Annotated in this window: 14 protein-coding genes; 7 read left to right on the forward strand and 7 right to left on the reverse strand. The window is 62.0% G+C overall.

What is annotated here, in order from left to right:
* Positions 1-15: 15 nt before the first annotated feature.
* The 3 genes from mrdA to AB4X18_RS05280 are packed head-to-tail and all read left to right on the forward strand — an operon-like array spanning position 16 to position 4,031.
* On the forward strand, positions 16-1,959 hold the full coding sequence (gene mrdA, locus AB4X18_RS05270) for a penicillin-binding protein 2 (protein WP_370399115.1): 1,944 nt from the start codon (positions 16-18) through the stop codon (positions 1,957-1,959).
* A complete protein-coding gene (rodA, locus tag AB4X18_RS05275) occupies positions 1,956-3,095 on the forward strand; it encodes a rod shape-determining protein RodA (RefSeq protein WP_370399116.1) in 1,140 nt (379 codons plus the stop codon). The genes mrdA and rodA overlap by 4 nt, the downstream gene beginning before the upstream one ends.
* Positions 3,096-3,098: 3 nt before the next feature.
* On the forward strand, positions 3,099-4,031 hold the full coding sequence (locus tag AB4X18_RS05280) for a 2-hydroxyacid dehydrogenase (protein ID WP_432817151.1): 933 nt from the start codon (positions 3,099-3,101) through the stop codon (positions 4,029-4,031).
* 208 nt (positions 4,032-4,239) lie between these two features.
* Here the strand turns inward: AB4X18_RS05280 and AB4X18_RS05285 are convergent, their stop codons facing one another.
* From AB4X18_RS05285 to AB4X18_RS05305, 5 genes are all read right to left on the reverse strand, one after another.
* Positions 4,240-6,252, reverse strand: coding sequence for a M3 family metallopeptidase (locus AB4X18_RS05285; RefSeq protein WP_370399117.1), 2,013 nt, complete (start codon positions 6,250-6,252; stop codon positions 4,240-4,242).
* 47 nt (positions 6,253-6,299) lie between these two features.
* Positions 6,300-7,352 (reverse strand): HesA/MoeB/ThiF family protein, encoded by a 1,053-nt coding sequence (locus tag AB4X18_RS05290; RefSeq protein WP_370399118.1) that lies wholly within the window; start codon positions 7,350-7,352, stop codon positions 6,300-6,302.
* On the reverse strand, positions 7,352-7,804 hold the full coding sequence (gene dut / locus AB4X18_RS05295) for a dUTP diphosphatase (protein ID WP_370399119.1): 453 nt from the start codon (positions 7,802-7,804) through the stop codon (positions 7,352-7,354). The genes AB4X18_RS05290 and dut overlap by 1 nt, the downstream gene beginning before the upstream one ends.
* The gene (coaBC, locus tag AB4X18_RS05300; RefSeq protein WP_370399120.1) at positions 7,801-9,003 is read right to left on the reverse strand and encodes a bifunctional phosphopantothenoylcysteine decarboxylase/phosphopantothenate--cysteine ligase CoaBC; all 1,203 of its coding nucleotides are present in this window, start codon (positions 9,001-9,003) and stop codon (positions 7,801-7,803) included. Before coaBC ends, dut begins: the two co-directional genes overlap by 4 nt.
* Before the next feature lie 79 nt (positions 9,004-9,082).
* Positions 9,083-9,961: an RNA polymerase factor sigma-32 gene (locus AB4X18_RS05305; protein ID WP_432817152.1), complete on the reverse strand. Its 879-nt coding sequence runs from the start codon at positions 9,959-9,961 to the stop codon at positions 9,083-9,085.
* Positions 9,962-10,060: 99 nt separating this feature from the next.
* Here AB4X18_RS05305 and cobU point away from each other — a divergent pair, with 99 nt between their 5' ends.
* From cobU to AB4X18_RS05325, 4 genes are all read left to right on the forward strand, one after another.
* The gene (gene cobU, locus AB4X18_RS05310) at positions 10,061-10,579 is read left to right on the forward strand and encodes a bifunctional adenosylcobinamide kinase/adenosylcobinamide-phosphate guanylyltransferase (protein WP_370399121.1); all 519 of its coding nucleotides are present in this window, start codon (positions 10,061-10,063) and stop codon (positions 10,577-10,579) included.
* The gene (locus tag AB4X18_RS05315; protein WP_370399122.1) at positions 10,576-11,157 is read left to right on the forward strand and encodes a histidine phosphatase family protein; all 582 of its coding nucleotides are present in this window, start codon (positions 10,576-10,578) and stop codon (positions 11,155-11,157) included. Before cobU ends, AB4X18_RS05315 begins: the two co-directional genes overlap by 4 nt.
* A gap of 59 nt (positions 11,158-11,216) precedes the next feature.
* Positions 11,217-11,903 (forward strand): glutathione S-transferase, encoded by a 687-nt coding sequence (locus AB4X18_RS05320; protein WP_370399123.1) that lies wholly within the window; start codon positions 11,217-11,219, stop codon positions 11,901-11,903.
* Positions 11,904-11,983: 80 nt separating this feature from the next.
* Positions 11,984-13,498, forward strand: coding sequence for a YifB family Mg chelatase-like AAA ATPase (locus tag AB4X18_RS05325; RefSeq protein ID WP_432817153.1), 1,515 nt, complete (start codon positions 11,984-11,986; stop codon positions 13,496-13,498).
* On the opposite strand, the gene AB4X18_RS05330 is transcribed toward AB4X18_RS05325, so the two are convergent.
* A complete protein-coding gene (locus AB4X18_RS05330) occupies positions 13,464-14,390 on the reverse strand; it encodes an alpha/beta hydrolase (protein WP_370399124.1) in 927 nt (308 codons plus the stop codon). The genes AB4X18_RS05325 and AB4X18_RS05330 overlap by 35 nt on opposite strands.
* Positions 14,387-15,322, reverse strand: coding sequence for a glutathione synthase (gshB, locus tag AB4X18_RS05335; protein ID WP_370399125.1), 936 nt, complete (start codon positions 15,320-15,322; stop codon positions 14,387-14,389). The genes AB4X18_RS05330 and gshB overlap by 4 nt, the downstream gene beginning before the upstream one ends.
* Between the last annotated feature and the right edge of the window lie 28 nt (positions 15,323-15,350).

Raw genomic sequence — 15,350 nt, forward strand, 5'->3', positions numbered from 1 at the left:
GAGACACGCACTGCCATGAGACGCAACCGCGCTGAAAACGAAGCAAGCCACGCCAAACTGACGCGCCGTGCGGCGCTGTTGGGCGGCGTGCAGTTGCTGTTTGTCGGCGGGCTGGCCGCGCGTATGCGGTATCTGCAGGTGGATCAGGCCGATCAGTTCCGCTTGCTTGCCGAAGAAAACCGCATCAACATTCGCCTGATCCCGCCCGCCCGCGGGGAGATCTTTGACCGCAATGGCATACGGCTTGCGCAAAACGTGCCGTCCTACCGGATCGTCATGGTCCGCGAAGACGCGGGCGACGTGGACAAGGTCATGGATCGTCTGGCCCAAATCATCACCATCCCTCCCGAAATCCATGCGCGTGCCGTGGCGGAGGTCAAGGATGCCGCCCCGTTCCTGCCCGTCACCATCGTCGATGACGTCAGTTGGGAAGATGTCAGCCGGGTCAGCGTTAATGCACCCGCCCTGCCCGGTGTCACCCCGGAGGTGGGCCTGACCCGAATCTATCCTCGGGGCTCGGATTTCGCGCATGTCGTGGGTCGCGTGGGGCGGGTCAGCCAGGCAGATCTGGATGCGCTGGAGACACCGGATCAACTCCTGCGGATCCCACGGTTCCAGGTCGGCAAAATCAACGTGGAAGCCCGTCAGGAAGCCGTTCTGCGCGGGTCGGCAGGCACCAAGCAGGTGGAAGTAAACGCCACTGGCCGCGTCATGCGCGAACTGTCACGCCGCGAAGGGCAATCGGGTGCGGACGTGCAGTTGACCCTCGACGCGGAACTGCAGCGCTACGTGCAGGCGCGCCTCACAGGTGAAAGCGCCGCCGTGATCGTGATGGATTGCGAGACCGGCGATCTGGTCGCCAATGCCTCCGCACCCAGCTATGATCCGAACCTTTTCATCGGCGGTATTTCCTCCAAGGATTACAATCCACTGCTGAATTCCAAATATCGCCCGCTGGTCAACAAGACCGTGCAGGGCACCTATCCGCCCGGCTCCACCTTCAAGATGATCGTGGCCATGGCCGCGCTTGAAGAAGGACTGACGGGACCGGAAGAAATCACCTGGTGTCCCGGCCATCTGGAAGTCGGCGGAAGGCGCTTTCACTGCTGGAAACGGGTAGGCCATGGGTGGATGGACCTCAAGAATTCGATCAAGCAGTCCTGTGACGTCTATTATTACGATCTGGCGCTGAAAGTCGGGATTGAAAAGATCACCGCAATGGCCAACCGCTTTGGTCTTGGTGTGAAACATGACCTTTCGCTGTCATCGGTCGCCGCCGGGCTGACGCCGACGAAGGATTGGAAAAAACGCGCGCGCGGCGATGAATGGGTGATCGGCGACAGCGTTAACGCCTCAATCGGGCAGGGTTTCATGCTCGCTTCCCCCATGCAGCTTGCGGTAATGACCGCGCGCCTGGCGACCGGCAAGGCGCTGTCGCCCCGGCTGATCAAAACCATCGACGGGGTGGAGCAGGAAATGCAGGAAATCGCCGGGCTGGGGATGAATGAAAACAACCTGCGCATGATGCGCAACGGGATGTACGAAGTCGTCAATGACCGCAGGGGCACCGCATACCGCGCAAGGATCATCGCCGATGGCATGCGCATGGCGGGCAAGACCGGCACCAGCCAGGTGCGCAACATCACGGCCGCCGAACGCGCACGCGGCGTGACCCGCAATGCGGATCTCCCGTGGGAGCGGCGCGACCACGCGCTTTTTGTGGGTTTCGCCCCGTTCGAGGAACCGCGATATGCAATTTCCGTGCTGGTGGAGCATGGCGGGGGTGGATCAACCGCCGCCGCACCCATCGCCCGTGACGTGATGCTCCAAGCCCTTTATGGCGCGGAGCCGCCGCTACAGGCGTACCCGACCGCGGATCGTGGCCGGATCGAGACGCAGCAACGCAAGTTGCGTGAAATGCAGCCGCAGGTGGCCATCGTCGGAGATGATCAGGCATGAGCTATCTTGAGGGTACGGTCAAATCCACCCCGTCGGGGCTGCGCAAGGTGTTCTACCTCAACTGGCCCTTGGTGCTGCTTTTGGGGTCGGTCTGCGGCATCGGTTTCCTGATGCTCTATTCCGTTGCGGGCGGGTCTTTCACCCCCTGGGCGGAACCACAGATGAAGCGCTTTGCCCTGGGTCTTGCCTTGATGTTCGTGGTCGCGATGGTGCCCATCTGGTTGTGGCGCAACCTGTCGGGTCTTGCCTTTGTGATTTCGCTGTTACTGCTTGTGGCGGTGGCTGTGATCGGGGACGAGCGAAAAGGCTCCCAGCGTTGGCTCGACCTTGGATTCATGGATTTACAGCCCTCGGAACTGATGAAGATCACGCTGGTGATGTTTCTGGCGGCCTACTATGACTGGCTGCCCGCCAAGAAGGTATCAAAGCCGTTCTGGGTGCTGCTGCCTGTGCTGATCATTTTGGTTCCGACCGCCCTTGTCCTGCGCCAACCGGATCTTGGCACATCGCTTTTGCTGCTCACCGCAGGGGGTGGCCTGATGTTTCTGGCCGGTGTGCACTGGGCCTATTTTGCGGCTGTCATCGCCTCGGGGGTGGCTCTGATCACGACCGTTTTCCAGTCGCGCGGGACTGGCTGGCAACTGCTGAACGACTATCAGTACCGGCGTGTCGACACCTTCCTTGACCCGGCCGCTGACCCGCTGGGCGCGGGATACCACATCACGCAGTCCAAGATCGCCCTTGGATCAGGCGGCTGGACCGGTCGGGGGTTCATGCAGGGCACCCAAAGCCGATTGAACTTCCTGCCCGAGAAACATACCGATTTCATCTTTACCACGCTTGCGGAGGAATTCGGATTCATGGGCGCGATTTCCCTCTTGGGGCTCTATGCGCTGATCATTCTGTTCTGCGTGGTCACCGCACTGATGAACAAGGACCGGTTCTCGTCCCTGCTGACGCTGGGCATCGCGCTGAATTTCTTTCTGTTCTTCGCGGTGAACATGTCAATGGTGATGGGGCTGGCCCCCGTGGTTGGCGTGCCACTGCCGCTGGTCAGCTATGGCGGTTCGGCCATGCTGGTGCTGATGCTGGCCTTCGGCCTTGTGCAATCGGCCCATGTCCACAGACCGAGGTAACCCATGCCCGTAAACGTCCTTTTCGCCGCCAGACCCGAACGCTGGACGACCTATGAGGTGCCTTTGCGCACGGCGCTTGCCGACGCCGGAGTGGACGCGCATCTGGCCATGGAAATCCCCACGGCAGAGGTTGATTACATTGTCTACGCCCCAAACAGCGATCTGAAGGACTTTGCACCCTACACGCGCGCCAAGGCGGTGCTGAACCTGTGGGCCGGCGTCGAAGCGATTGTCGGGAACAGCACCCTGAAGATTCCACTGGCGCGGATGGTCGACCCCGGATTGACCAAAGGCATGGTGGAGTGGGTGACGGGCCATGTGCTGCGCTATCATCTGGGGATGGACAGCGACATCCTGCGTCGTGACGGTAAGTGGGTCTACCGCACACCGCCGCTCGCGCAGGAACGGTCTGTCGTGATGCTGGGTCTGGGCGCACTGGGCAGTGCGGCATCCGAAGCCTTGGTGCAGCTTGGCTTCAACGTCACGGGTTGGTCCCGCAGCCCAAAGAACGTGGCTGGCGTCGATTGCCTGCACGGCCCCGACGGACTGAAAGAAGCGCTCCGTCGGGCGGAAATTGCCGTTCTGCTGCTGCCGGATACACCGGCCACCACCAATATTATGAACGCTGATACGCTGGCGCTGATGCCCGAAGGTGCGCGCATCATCAATCCCGGGCGCGGCCCGCTGATCGATGACGCAGCCTTGCTGGACGCGCTCGACAAAGGGCATATCGCGCATGCGACCCTCGACGTCTTCAGGGTCGAACCGCTGCCAGCCGACGATCCCTACTGGGCGCATCCGAAGGTGACTGTCACACCCCATATCGCCGCCGAAACCCGGGCCGTCACCGCTTCGCAGGTCATTGCGGAGAACGTGCGCCGGGGCGAGGCCGGGGAGCCTTTTATCAACCTCGTGGACCGGGATCTTGGGTACTGACGTAGGGTGCGCATTTACTGCGCACCAGCGCGCGGATTGCCAATGGGGATGGTGCGCAATGAATGCGCACCCTACGGGACATTTGCCGTGCCTCGGACAAAATTAACCTTAAGAACCCCGCATAGCCCGTTGTATCCATGACAGTAACAGAAGGTTAACGCCTGTCCCCGCGGGGACAAACCGCGCATTTCCGCTTGAAACCCGGTCTTTACGCCGCCAATCCCCGCCCTTTCAACAGCGCCTCAACCCCCGGCAAACGCCCCCGGAACGCGACATAGAGCTCTGCCGCGTCCTGCGACCCACCGGTGGAAAGAATGTGCTGCTCCAACGCCTGCGCGCGTTCTGGATCAAAGGCCCCGCCCGCTTCCTCGAACGCCTCGAAGGCGTCCGCATCCATCACCTCCGACCACATATAGCTGTAGTACCCGCTGGAGTATCCGTCCCCCGCAAACACATGGGCAAACTGCGGCGTGGCGTGGCGCATGCGGATCGCGTCCGGCATGCCGATCTGTGCCAGCACCTCTGCCTGCCGCGCCATGGGATCGGCGGGGGCGGTACCGTCATGGAACGACAGATCAACCAGCGCAGAGGCGACGTACTCCACCGTCTGAAACCCCATGTCGAAAGTCGCCGCACCCAGCACCTTGTCCAGCATCTCCTTCGGCATCGCCTGCCCGGTTTCCGCATGGATCGCGAATTCGGCCAGCACTTCCGGCACTTCAAGCCAGTGTTCATAAAGCTGGCTTGGCAGTTCCACGAAGTCCCGAGCCACGGAGGTGCCGGAGACGCTTTCGTAAGTCACGTCCGACAGCATCTGATGCAGCGCATGGCCGAATTCATGAAACAGCGTTCGCGCATCGTCATAGGACAACAGCGCCGGGTCGGATTTGGCAAAATTGCACACATTGATGACCACGGGCGATTGTACCTTGGGAAACTTCGCCTGCGCCCGCATTGCGGAACACCACGCCCCCGACCTTTTGGATCCGCGCGCGAAATAATCACCGATGAAAACCGCCACATGTTCGCCCTTGCGGGTCACATTCCATGCCCGGCAGTCAGCGTGGTAAAGCGGCACATCCAACGGTTCAAACTCAAGCCCGAACAGGCGGTTGGCGCAAGCAAAAGACGCCTCAACCATCCGGTCAAGCTGGAAGTATGGCTTCAGTTCCGCCTCATCCAGATCATGTTCGGCCGCGCGCCGCTTTTCCGCGTAGTACCGCCAATCCCAGGGTGCAAGCGCTTCGTTGATGCCATCCGCGTGCATCATGGTCGTCAGCACCTCGGCATCCGCTTCGGCTTGCGCCTTGGCAGGCTTCCAGACATCCATCAGCAAAGCACGCACGGCTTGCGGCGTCTTGGCCATTTCCGTTTCCAGCTTGTAGGCCGCGAAATTCTCGTACCCCAGCAGCTTCGCGCGTTCCTCGCGCAGGGCCAGCGTTTCGGCGGCAATCGCGCGGTTGTCCGTCTCCCCGCCATTGGCCCCCCGCGCTTCCCACGCGCGGAATGCTTTCTCGCGCAGATCGCGACGGGGAGAGAATTGCAGGAACGGCACGATCAGCGATCGTGACAGCGTCACCACCGGACCGCCGACACCCTTTTCTTCGCCAGCGGCACGCGCGGCGGCAACAACGAAATCGGGCAGCCCTTCAAGGTCTTCCTCCGCCAGTTCCATGAACCAGCCGCGTTCATCCGCCAGCAAGTTCTGCGTGAAGGAGGTGCCAAGGACCGCAAGCCGCCCTTTGATCTCCTTCATGCGCTTTTCCGCATCCCCTTCCAGTGCCGCCCCCGCGCGCACGAATCCGCGATGGGTCAGCATCAGCACACGCGCCTGTTCATCTGTCAGGTCCAGATCATCCCGACTTCCCCAAACCGCATTGACCCGCGCAAATAATGCCTTGTTGCCGGAAATATCAGAGAAATGCGCGGCCAGCTTCGGTGAAAACGCCCGCTGCAAATCCTCCCGCGCGGGGTTGCTGTCGGCCCCGGCAACGGTAAAGAACACACCCAGCACCTTATCGAGCGTACTGCCCGCGGCCTCCAGCGCCTCGATGGTATTTGCAAAATCGGCAGGCGCGGGATTGTCGGCAATCGCATCGATCTCGGCCAGATGCGCGCCCAGCGCCGTATCAAGTGCGGGGGCAAAGTCCTCATCCGTCACCTTGTCAAAAGGCGCCATGCCAAAGGGGGTCGTCCAGTCTTGCAGCAGGGGATTGGTCATCGGTATCTCCTTTACGGATGAGATAGGGGGCCGGGTGTATGTGACAATCAGGAATTGCTGCCGCAAATCGGGCAGCCTTTGCGCGGGGCAAGGGTGATCTGGCGGTTTTCACCATGAAGCGCGTCGTAGATCAGCATTTGTCCCCGTGCCGCCGTGCCCGCCCCCGTGATCAGCTTGACCGCTTCCACCGCCATCATCGCGCCGATCACACCCGGCAAGGGACCCAGCACGCCCGCCTCTGCGCAGCTTGGTGCAAGATGGGGTGCGGGGGCTTCGGGAAAGATGCATTGATAACAGGGGCCGTCTGTCGCTGGATCGAAAACGCTCAATTGCCCTTCCCACTGGCTGAGCGCGCCGGAGATCAGCGGAACCTTCGCGGCGACACAGGCGGCGTTGACCAGATAGCGGGTTTCGAAATTGTCGGTGCCATCCAGCACCATATCAAAATCGGCGATCAGGTCCGCCACAATATGTTCGGTCAGGCGACGGTTGTAGGGCAGGATCGTCACGAAGGGGTTCTGCGCCTCCATTTCCGCCTGCGCAGAGAAGACCTTGGGCATCCCGATGGCCGCATCCTTGTGGATCACCTGCCGTTGCAGATTGGCGTTTTCCACCGTGTCGTCATCGATCACCCCGATGGTTCCGACACCAGCCGCCGAAAGATACTGCAACGCGGGCGCGCCAAGGCCACCGGCACCGACCACCAGCACACGCGCTTCTTTCAGCGCTTTCTGACCTGCACCGCCGATCTCGCGAAGAACGATATGACGCGCGTAGCGGTTAAGCTCCGTCTCGCTCAGGGTCTTGGGTTTCTCGGCATCCATCAGCGGCGCCGCCGCAGGACCGGTGACACGCCCCCGCAGGGACCGCAGCAGCGCCCGGTAGCCCAGAAACAGCACCACGAAGCCACCAAGGATCAGCCACAATGCGGCACTTCCCCCCGTCGCCTGCACCAGTGGATGCGCCGCCGGAAAGGCCACCTGTATGCCTAGCACCGCCACATACAAAAGCCCCAGCAGCGTCAGACGCGCCTGACGTGGTGCATCCATCGCAGCGCCGCCAAACCAGATGGCGGCGGCCATTGCAAAAACCAGTATCATCAGCCTACCCCGGTCGAACCAAATCCGCCCTGCCCGCGGGTGGTTGCGGACAGGTTGTCAGAAATGTCGAACGTAGCTTGTTGCACCGGCGCGACCACCATCTGGGCGATACGCATGCCGTGGGTAACCTCGAAGACCTCGTTGCCTGCGTTCATCAGGATCACCCCGACCACGCCGCGATAATCACTGTCGATGGTGCCGGGGCTGTTGGGCAATGTGATCCCATGTTTCAACGCCAGACCGGATCGCGGGCGCACCTGCACTTCAAAGCCCGACGGTATTTCCATGTGCAACCCGGTGGAGATCAGCGCCCGTGCGCCCGGCTCAATCCGCACCGGTCCGTCCGGCACATTGGCGCGCAAATCCGCGCCCGCCGCGCCGGGCGTTTCATAGCCGGGCAGTTCAACTGTTGTATCCGCACCCTGCGCCCAAGACAGCCGGATCAGGGTCATGCCCCCTGACCCAAAGCCGTTGCAATGCGCTGCGCCAACTGGGCCGCTACCGCGTCCTTGCCCATGCGGGGCCACGGCTCTGCCCCGGTTTCGGTGATCAGGGTCACGGCATTCTCCGTCCCCCCCATGATCCCGGTTTCGGGCGATACGTCATTGGCCACGATCCAGTCACAGCCCTTGCGATCCCGTTTGGCAGTGGCGTTCGCCAACACATCATCGGTTTCTGCGGCAAATCCGACCACCAGGCCGGGCCGCCCCTTTTTCATCTGCGAGACATGCCGCAGGATGTCGGGGTTTTCCGCAAACGTCAGCGCGGGCAAACCACCTTTGGTCTTTTTCAACTTGCTGGCACTGGCAGAGGCCACGCGCCAATCCGCAACTGCCGCCGCAAAAACCGCCGCGTCGCAGGGAAGTGCGGCCTGTACAGCCTGCAACATCTGTTCTGCGGTCTGCACGCTGATGACCTTTACCCCGGCCGGGGGCGGCACATCCGCAGGCCCGGTCACAAAAATGACCTCCGCGCCAAGTGCGGCAAGTGCGGTCGCAATCGCCGTACCCTGCGCACCGGACGAACGGTTTGCGATGTAGCGGACAGGATCAATGGGTTCGTGCGTCGGCCCAGAGGTGATCAGCACGCGCTTGCCGATAAGCGGCCCGTCACTCAGCCTCATCTCTACCGCTGTCAGGATTTCGGCAGGTTCCGCCATGCGTCCGGGGCCGTATTCACCGCAGGCCATGTCACCGGCATTTGGGCCGACCACGGCAATCCCATCGCCCTGCAGCGTGGCAAGGTTGCGCTGTGTCGCGGGGTGTTCCCACATCCGCACGTTCATCGCGGGGGCCATCAACACAGGCGTATCCGTTGCCAACAACAGCGTTGCCGCCAGATCTCCGGCCAGTCCCTGCGCCATCTTCGCCATCAGATCTGCCGTCGCCGGGGCAACCACGACCAGGTCCGCGACGCGGCTCAACTGGATGTGTCCCATCTCCGCTTCATCGCCCAGATCGAAAAGATCGCTGTAAACCTTGCACCCGGCCAGCGCGGAAACCGACAATGGTGTCACGAACTCCGCCCCCGCGCGCGTCAGAACCGGCGTAACCCGCGCACCCGCCGTGCGCAGCAGCCGTATCAATTCCAACGACTTGTAGGCGGCAATGCCACCCCCGATAATAAGCAGAACGTGTTTGTCCGCCAACATGATAGGCCCCTCGCCTCAATAACGGGGGGACCATAGGCCGGGGATCGGCGATCTGCCAGCCCTCAAAGGGCGGGCAGCATCAGTTCAGGAAATGCATGACCTCTTGCGACTGACCCTGAAGGGACTTGCGCATCTTGATGAACGCAGCCGCCTCAAGCTGGCGCACGCGTTCCTTGGACAGGCTCAACTCCTCGCCCAGGCTTTCCAGCGTGCGCGGCTGATCGCGCAGCTTGCGCTCTTTCACGATGAACTGCTCACGGTCGTTCAACTCGCCCATGGCGGTCACCAACCAAATGCGCAACTGTTCATTGTCGTGGCTTTCCTCGACCTGTTCTGCGGCCTGTGCGCTTTCATCGACCAGCGCATCAATCCATTCGCGCCCTTCGTCCTCAGCCGACTGGGTGGCGTTCAGCGAATAATCAGAGCCAGACAGCCGCCCTTCCATCATCTCGACGTCATGCAAAGGCACACCAATCTCCGTGGAGATCATCTGGCGAAGCTGATGACGGTCCAGTGTTTCACCTGCCGAAGCCGCTTCGCGCTCCAGCCGCGCCTGCACGCGGCGCATGTTGAAAAACAAAGACTTTTGCGAGGACGTGGAACCCGTACGCACCATTGACCAGTTCCGCATGACGTGGTCCTGGATCGACGCCTTGATCCACCACACAGCATAGGTCGAAAAACGAACGCCGCGGTCAGGATCAAACTTGTCTGCCGCTTTCATCAACCCCAGGCCGGCTTCCTGGATCAGATCGTTCATGGGCGCGCCGTAGCGCTTGAACTTGCCAGCCATGGAGATTGCAAGGCGCATGTAGGCAGTGATCAGACGATGAAGGGCCGCTTCATCCCGTTCGTCCCGCCACGCGTAAGCCAGCCGCAATTCTGTTTCCGCATCCAGCAACTCCGCTTTCATTGCGGTACGGGCCAGAGAAAACTCACGAGCCGTTTGTATCGTCATGTTATCGTTCTCCCTAACGCGTATGGCCAGCCTTGTGGCGACCTTTTGTTATAGATACGCATGGACTTTGCGATTGGTTCAGATTTGGAGAGAAAAAAGTTGAAAAAGGGTGTATTGGTTCTGGGTGGGGCGGCGTCCGGCAAGTCCGAATGGGCCGAGGATCTTGCTGAAAGATTTGCCCTGCCAACGACTTATCTTGCGACCGGTCAGGCATTCGATGCCGAGACGGAAAAACGCATCGCAATCCATCAGCGCCGCCGGGATGACCGCTGGACCACATGCGAAGAACCGCTGCACCCTGAGAATATCCTGCGCACCCTGCCTACAGATCAGGTCGTGTTGATTGATTGCGCAACGATGTGGCTGAACAATCATTTGATGGCCGACAGCGACCTCGATGCGGCACAAACTGCACTCATCGTCGGCCTGCGCGAATGCGCCGCCCAATGGATCATGGTCACGAACGAAGTCGGCCACGGGATTGTCCCGCAAAATGCGCTCGCCCGGCGGTTTCGGGAGGCGCAGGGACGACTGAACATCGCCTTCGCGCAGGAGGCCGCCGTGGTGGTTCAGGTCATCGCCGGGTTGCCGCAAGTGCTGAAAGGGGACCTACCGTGACGACATGGCACTGGGTGCGCCACGGGCCAACGCACGCCAAAACCTTTGTCGGCTGGAGAGACATTCCGGCTGATTTGTCGGATACCGAAACGCTTGCCCGGCTGGACGCACATCTGCCACGCGAGGCGCTGCTGATCTCATCTGACCTGTCGCGCTGCGTGGCAACCGCTGACGTGCTCGGGGCCCCGACGCGACGCCGCCTGCCTCACCATGAAGGACTGCGGGAGCTGCATTTCGGGGTCTGGGACGGCATGCATTTTTCCGAAGTTTCAAAACGCGACCCCGAACTCAGCCGCGCCTATTGGGAAAACCCCGGCACTATCCGCGCGCCCGGTGGCGAAAGCTGGAACGAAGCCGCCGCGCGCATTGATGCGGTTGTGGACCGCATGAATGAAACCCACCCCGATGCGCATATCATCGCGGTCGCCCATTTCGGCGCGATCCTGACACAGGTCCAGCGCGCGCTTGAAGTCACCGCCTACGAGGCGATGGCGCACAAGATCGACAATCTGTCCGTGACCCGGATCAGCCACCACCAAGGGCACTGGCAGGTACACGGCATCAATCACTCTCCGTGATGGAACGCGCCACAGAATAGCGTTTGGTGGACGGGTCTGGCACGGTCTAGCGTCGCGCCATGACCTATGACCTCTATATCGGTGATCGCACCTTCTCCAGTTGGTCCTTGCGGGGCTGGCTGATGTTGGAAAAATTTCACCTGCCCTACCGGGCGCATCTTGTCGGCCTTTATTCCGGAACAATGACCGCAGATCTGGCGGAACTGGCCCCCGCCGCGCTTGTCCCGGTCCTGCGCACCCCCGAAGGCATTGTCGTTGGCGAAACGATGGCCATGGCGGAAACCCTCGCCGAACGGCACCCCGATGCCGCCATGTGGCCCGATGACCCAGCTGAACGCGCCACCGCGCGGTGGCTTTGCGCGGCCATGGCCGCAGGATTCTCGACCCTGCGCAGGGACTGCCCCATGCAGTTGCGGCAAGTGAACAAGGGCTTTGCCGTCAGCGATGCACTGCAGGCTGACCTTGAAAGAGTGGAGGAGCTCTGGAACCACGCCCGCGCGGTCTCAGATACGGACGGTCCATGGCTGTTCGGGCGGTATACGCTGGCGGACGTCTTTTATGCACCCGTCGCTGCGCGCATCGTCGGCTACGACCTGCCCGTGTCGGAAATGGCGCGCGCTTACTGCAAACAGACGATCTCCGACCCGGCCTTCAAGGCATGGCGCGCCGAGGGTCTGAAGGTTACCTATGATCCCGTTCCCTATGACAGGGGCGGGCCAATGGAACCCTGGCCCGAAAGCGACTGACGCGCGATCTGCCGTTGCCTGTTAACCATTCGTAAACCAAGCCGCCTTAACCCTTAACGAAGTTCAAGGAGAAAGGTCGCTTGGTCGCACGCGCCTACACAGTTGCCTTTCAGGGGATCGAGGCGCGGACGGTCGAGGTGCAATGCGCCGTTACAGCCGGACTGCCTGCGTTCTCCATCGTCGGGCTGCCCGACAAAGCCGTGTCCGAAGCCCGCGACCGGGTGCGCACGGCGCTGACGTCCATGGCGATTGCGCTTCCCTCCAAGCGCATCACCGTGAACCTCAGCCCCGCCGACCTGCCCAAGGAAGGCAGCCATTTCGATCTGCCCATCGCGATGGCCCTGCTGGCCGCTCTTGATATCCTGCCCGATGACGTGACGCAGAATACCGTGGCCCTTGGCGAACTGTCACTGGACGGCACGCTGGTGCCGGTTGTGGGTGCCCTGCCCGCAGCAATGGCGGCTGCAGAACAGGGGCGCGGCCTGCTTTGTCCCGCAGGATCAGGGGCAGAAGCGGCCTGGGTCGATCAGGCGCAGGTCATCGCAGCAGCCTCTCTGGGCGATGTGGTGCGCCATTACACGGGTCAGGCTCCCCTCAGCCCCGCCGAACCCGGTCAGGTCGCCGCGCCCCCCACGGGCCGCGACCTGCGCGAAGTCAAAGGACAGGAACGGGCCAAGCGCGCGCTGGAGATCGCCGCTGCTGGGCGGCACCACCTGATGTTCGTCGGCACGCCCGGATCCGGCAAAAGCATGCTCGCCGCGCGGCTGCCGTCCATCCTGCCCCCCCTCAGCGCGGCAGAGGCGCTGGACACGTCGATGATCCACTCCCTCGCCGGGCTGCTGGACGAAGGCGGCATCACCAGCGCGCGCCCCTTCCGCGAACCTCACCACACTGCCTCCATGGCGGCCATCATCGGTGGGGGGCGGCGCGCCCAACCGGGGGAAGTCAGCCTTGCGCACAATGGCGTGTTGTTCATGGATGAATTCCCCGAATTTCCACGAACGGTGCTCGAAACCCTGCGCCAACCGATCGAGAACGGCGAAGTGATGATCGCCCGTGCCAATGCCCACGTGAAATACCCCTGCAAATTCATGCTGGTCGCCGCGGCGAACCCCTGCAAATGCGGATACCTGTCAGACCCCGAACGCGCCTGCGCCCGTGTCCCCCAGTGTGGCGAGGATTACCTCGGTCGGATATCCGGTCCCTTGATGGACCGCTTTGACCTCCGCGTGGATGTGCCGCCCGTGGCCTTCACCGACTTGGGGCTGCCCGCAAGTGGTGACAGTTCCGCCACCGTCGCGGCGCGGGTGGCCTCCGCGCGAGAGATCCAGACCGCGCGGTTCACCGGGGACGAGGGCGTCATGGTCAATGCCGACGCCACGGGCGATCTGCTTGAAACCATCACACGCCTCGATGCAGAGGCGCAGGCCCTTCTGAACCGGGTGGCGGATCGGTTTCACCTTTCCGCGCGCGGATATCACCGCATCCTTCGGGTGGCGCGCACCATCGCCGATCTTGGTGGTGCGGAAAGCCTTGCCAAAAGCCACATCGCCGAAGCCGTCAGTTTTCGCCTTGCCAGCCCGGTCGCTGCATGATCCAGCCTGCCACCTGATCCAGGCTCTCGCGGCCTTCGGGAAGGACATTGTGAAAGATCGGCCAGACATGCGGAAGGTCTTGCCGCTCCTCCAGTGTCGTCTCCACCCCCTGCGCCCTCAGGCGCTTTGCCATCCGCCTGCTGTCATCGCACAGTATTTCGGTGTCCCCAACCGTCAACCAGACGGGTGTCGCGCCAGCGAAATCCGCGAAAAGCGGGCTGACTTCCGCGCGATCTGCGGCAGCATCTGTTAGATACATCTCCCGCAACTCTTCCGCCCGGTCAGCCGCCAACACGGCTTCACGCTCAGCATTCGCCAGAAAGCTATCGCCGCTGTAGGTCAGATCAGTCAGCGGGGAAAACCCGAAGGTTCCGGCAGGCCGCGCGGCATCATCCGCACAAAGCGCCGACAGAAGCCCAAGAGCCAGCGCACCTCCCGCGCTGTCTCCTCCGACGATGATCTTTTCGGCGGCAATACCCTGCGCGCCCAAGGCATCCCATGCGGCCCGGACGTCTATTGGCGCGGCGGGAAAAGGCGCTTCGGGGGCCAACCTGTATCGCGGCAGGATCACCCGCGCTCCGAGACGCGCAGCCAGTGCCGCCGCCATCGCGGCATGGGTGCGCGGACTGCCGAACACGAAGGCGCCGCCGTGTATGTAAAGCACAACCCCATCACTCCGCAGGCGATGCGGGACGATTTCGAGCGCATCAACACGTCGCTGCCCGGCTTCCAGAACACGCCACTGCATCTGTGTCCCGCGTGGCGCGTGAAAGAACAGGCGGGCCTGCCGTTCCAGCGCAGGTCGCAGGTCGCGGGGGTCTGCAGTCCTTTTCAGTCGCGGCTTTTCAACCGCGCGCAAATAGGTGTTGAGAAATCTCGCCCTCAGGCTCACCCGCGCCGCGCCTCAATGGCGTCCCAGATGCGCCCGGCGATGTTGACGCTGTCAAAGCGCTCAAGCTCCTGAATACCGGTGGGCGAGGTGACATTGATCTCCGTGAGGTAATCGCCAATGACATCGATCCCGACAAAGACCTGACCTTTCTCCCGCAAGAGCGGTCCGATCCGGGCGCAAATCTCCAGATCACGGTCGTTCAGACCGATCTTTTCCGGCCGACCGCCCACGTGCATGTTCGAACGGGTCTCCCCCTCGGCCGGGACGCGGTTGATCGCGCCCACGGGATCACCGTCCACAAGGATGACGCGTTTGTCACCCTTGGACACGTCCGGCAGGAACTTCTGAACAATCAGCGGCTCCCGCGAGAAACCGGTGAACAACTCATGCAGGGAGGTCAAATTGCGGTCCCCCGCATCCAGGCGGAAAACCCCTGCGCCGCCATTGCCATACAGGGGCTTCAGGATCACATCGCCATGTTGCGCCTTGAACGCCTTGATGGTTTCCAGATTGCGCGCGATGGTGGTCGGTGGGGTGAGATCGGGAAAATCAAGCACCAGCAGCTTTTCAGGGAAGTTGCGTACCCAGAATGGGTCGTTGACCACCAGCGTCGTCTCCTTGAGCCGATCAAGCAGGTGAGTGGACGTGATGTAGTGCATGTCAAACGGCGGATCCTGGCGCAGCCAGACCACATCGAAGTCGGCCAGATCAACATCCCGAACCGGGCCAAGGTGCGCGTGATCGCCCTGCACCCGCTGGACAGTGAAATCATGCCCGCGCGCGGTGATCTTGCCTTCGCGGTACGCCAGGTCATCCGGCACGAAGAAGAAAAGGCTGTGCCCGCGCTCCTGCGCTTCCTCGGCCAGACGAAAGCTGCTGTCTGCATTGATGTCCACGGCCCCGATCGGGTCCATCTGAAAGGCAACCTTCATGTGTCTGTCCTTGCATTCTGCCAGTGCG

This window comes from Sulfitobacter rhodophyticola, assembly GCF_041281685.2.
Taxonomy (GTDB): Bacteria; Pseudomonadota; Alphaproteobacteria; order Rhodobacterales; family Rhodobacteraceae; genus Sulfitobacter.